A 2,633-nucleotide genomic window follows, 5' to 3' on the forward strand; every position below is an offset into this window, starting at 1 on the left:
GACCTGTCTACCGGACGAGGCGCACAAAACAACAATCTCGTCTGCTATTGAGATTTTAATCCGGTCCAAAGCATCGTTATCGATGATGCCTGCGCGCCGCAATTCGACACAAAGCTGCACTAAACCTGCCGCTGTGGCTTGGGCCCTTAGTCCAACATTTGTTAGATCATAATGCAGCTTCTTGTCTCTGCTTGCGGCAGTTGTCATATTTAAATCCTCTCGAGTCACAACATAGGGTTTTTGGGTCAAATTCAGACCTTTCACGAGAACCCTTGTCGCTTGTTTATATTTTCATACCCTATGTTTGCTTGCAAATACAGCTAGGTTTCGTGGACAAACAGTATCCATTGCAGAACTGCCACGAGGCTGACGAAGCCGAGGTTGAAATTTTTTTTGGTCTTGTCGAACGCGTGGCGATACGCCGCCAGTCGTTGAGTTTGTTGAACAGGCGCTCGACGAGGTTGCGCCAGCGGTAATTTTCGCGGTCTTGGGGGATGGGTTCGCGTCGGTTGCTCTTGGCCAGGATGACGATTTCAACTTCAGCGTTCTCCAACTCTTCACGGAGGGCGTCGGCATCATACCCTTTGTTGGCCAGTAGCGTCTCGATCTTGTCGGTGATCATGCGAAACAGCGGACCGACTGCTTGAAAATCGTGGACCTGTCCTGGCGTAGAACGAAGCCGAGCGGGCGGCCTTTGGCGTCACACCGCGCGTGGAGTTTAGTGCTGAAGCTGCCGCGCGATGGGCCAAACGCCTCGGTTTCGCGAGCYCTTTTTATGCCGATTGCACAATGATGTGCCCGGACGACGGTGCTTTCGATCATATCGGCGCGGGCATCTCGCTCCACCATTTCGGCAAGCGTTTCAAGCAGGCCTCAAACATGCCAGTCGTCATCTAACGCCGATAGCAGCGAAAAACACATTTCCACTTGCCATCTCGGTCTGGCAGGTGTCGCCATTGCGAGACTGTCCGGTTGATCCACATCATCCCTTCGAAATGCTGTCGGTTATCCAGCGAGGTCGGCAGCATCGGCGCGACTCGCTGCTTCCTTAGCGCCAATAAATTGCGGGGGGGGGGGGGGGGGGGGGAAGCGAAAAGGATGGCTTTGAAACTGAGGTTTATCGAGCGCTGACGTTCGGACGAACAAGGTCGAGGTGGAGAAATTGTTGAAGTCGCCGTGCTCGTAGCCGCTGAAGGCCGCCCCGTTTGTGAACTCTCGCCGCCCTTACTAAAGTGAGCGCAGTATCAAATGCCGCCCAGCTTCCTGTTTCCAAGCTAAGATGGCGAAAACTCTGGGCAATGGCTGCGGCGATGATCCTCTCTAAAATCACACCGCCATTACCCATCCTCAGGAAATCAGGATAAGTTCGCATCGACTTCACTTCGGCAACTTCGTGCGAAAGCATCTTCAATGCGCCTATTGCGGCGACGCGTCCCACAACCCAAGATGTCCAGGCAGTAATATCTGGTGTTTGTAAGCCCGTGAGATCGAGGGCGAATACGCTGCCCAATGGCGAACTAGCCATCATCCCTTGGAGGTGAAGTGCCAACAGGGTGCGCGTCTGTTCTCCCGTCTAATGGTCCTCTCGAACATCAAAAATGTTGCGCCCTGCTGAATGATACGCGGCAGCATATCCATTTCTGAAGAGGTCATCAGCAAAATTGAAGGTCGCATTTTGGTCAGCGGTCGACCGGCAGATTTCCCTTACCTGATGGGCCAGTCAAATCTGAACGAATGGCTGCTTCCGGGAGATGAGAATGAGCAGCCGGACGGCAACGAGTTGCGCATACAGGTCGGCGAGCGAATCCCGCCGACCTGTAATCGCAGGCCTAAACGATCGTGTTGGACACCACGGCGTGGCTGCCCTCTTCGTCGGCCTCAATCTTTCCGCCAAAGAGCATCTTTAGTTTCCCCGTTAGAGACATGTCAGCCTCCCACAGCTCCGCTTCATCGATGTTAAAGCGGAGCAGTGCCAGATTTGGGTCGGACTTCCCACCGGGGAACCAGGCCTCGACAGGCTTGGACCAAAGTTTCTCGATCATTGCCGGGTCGTTATCGATAGCCACTTTCCCAGATAGGGAAGCAAAGAAATCTTGTCCCTTCGAGACAAACTGGGCCATCGCGACTCCACCCGTTGAGAGGCGATTGTCTTTGCCGATAAAAAAACCAGATTGTATCGACCTGATCCTTGTCGAGCTGCGCGGTCAGCGGTTCCGAGTGGGTAACGCTTCCGTCGGCAAGGCCGACCATGATAAACGGGCCTTTTATCAAGCTTTTTCCCCACATGTGCTGTTTTCAGGGGTGTGATTATTAGTTTCCCATAGCGATCTCCTCGGTTTGTGGAACTACAACAACTCAGGATCAAACAAGGTTGCGAAGAAGGCCGAAGACGGTGCCTTGCAGGCTCCGTAAGCACAAAACTCCTTACGCACGTGCAAACTTGCCGAAAAGATGCCGCAAGGCGAATTCCGATGCGGACCGGACGGGATTGCTGGAGGTAGGCGGTCGTCGATTTCTTGAGGTTGTCGAAAAAAGGCCCGGAGCCGGCGGTCATAGCTACCTATGAGCTGATCAGGCGTGACCCGTGGATCGTCCCATGTGGTGGTGTAGCTGGGTGTTGAGGTGGTCACCAT

Annotated in this window: 3 protein-coding genes and 3 pseudogenes; all 6 read right to left on the reverse strand. The window is 53.8% G+C overall.

Features of this window, described 5'->3' with window-relative positions; all coding sequences use genetic code 11:
- Window positions 1-207 (reverse strand): annotated as a pseudogene (locus tag BF95_RS30025) (hypothetical protein); the annotation flags it as partial.
- Between the two features lie 91 nt (window positions 208-298).
- Window positions 299-664, reverse strand: a pseudogene (locus tag BF95_RS27740) (transposase); the annotation flags it as partial.
- A gap of 229 nt (window positions 665-893) precedes the next feature.
- A complete protein-coding gene (locus BF95_RS31315) occupies window positions 894-1,028 on the reverse strand; it encodes a transposase (protein ID WP_081764292.1) in 135 nt (44 codons plus the stop codon).
- 89 nt (window positions 1,029-1,117) lie between these two features.
- Complete coding sequence (locus BF95_RS27050; RefSeq protein WP_200866861.1) at window positions 1,118-1,510, reverse strand: GNAT family N-acetyltransferase; 393 nt, start codon at window positions 1,508-1,510, stop codon at window positions 1,118-1,120.
- Window positions 1,511-1,829: 319 nt separating this feature from the next.
- Window positions 1,830-2,286, reverse strand: a pseudogene (locus tag BF95_RS24885) (pyridoxamine 5'-phosphate oxidase family protein).
- 59 nt (window positions 2,287-2,345) lie between these two features.
- A partial coding sequence (locus BF95_RS30030) for a hypothetical protein (RefSeq protein ID WP_235210002.1) occupies window positions 2,346-2,633 on the reverse strand: 288 nt, incomplete at its 5' end.

It is taken from the genome of Sphingobium sp. Ant17, assembly GCF_000588875.1.
Classification (GTDB): Bacteria; Pseudomonadota; Alphaproteobacteria; order Sphingomonadales; family Sphingomonadaceae; genus Sphingobium.